The following is a 323-nucleotide window of genomic DNA, read 5'->3' on the forward strand; positions in this document are numbered from 1 at the left end:
GCCGTACTGCACGGCGTTGTACAGCTTGCCGGAGGAGGACACCTTGGCGCCATGGGTGAGATGGCCGCCATGGGCCAGGCTCATGCCGAGGATGGTGTCGCCGGCGTTGAGCAGCGCCAGGTACACCGCGGCGTTGGCCGAGGAACCGGAATGCGGCTGGACGTTGGCGTAGTCGGCGCCGAACAGCTGCCTGGCGCGGTCGATGGCCAACTGCTCGACCTTGTCGACGTGTTCGCAGCCGCCGTAGTAGCGCTTGCCCGGATAGCCCTCGGCATATTTGTTGGTCAGGCCGCTGCCCTGCGCCTGCATGACCCGCTTGCTGG

At 66.9% G+C, this 323-nt stretch carries 1 pseudogene; it reads right to left on the bottom strand.

Annotated elements, in window-relative coordinates:
- Positions 1-323 (bottom strand): annotated as a pseudogene (glyA, locus tag HMPREF2581_RS19070) (serine hydroxymethyltransferase); the annotation flags it as partial.

The organism is Pseudomonas sp. HMSC057H01 (assembly GCF_001836405.1).
In the GTDB taxonomy this organism is placed as follows: Bacteria; Pseudomonadota; Gammaproteobacteria; order Pseudomonadales; family Pseudomonadaceae; genus Pseudomonas; species Pseudomonas aeruginosa.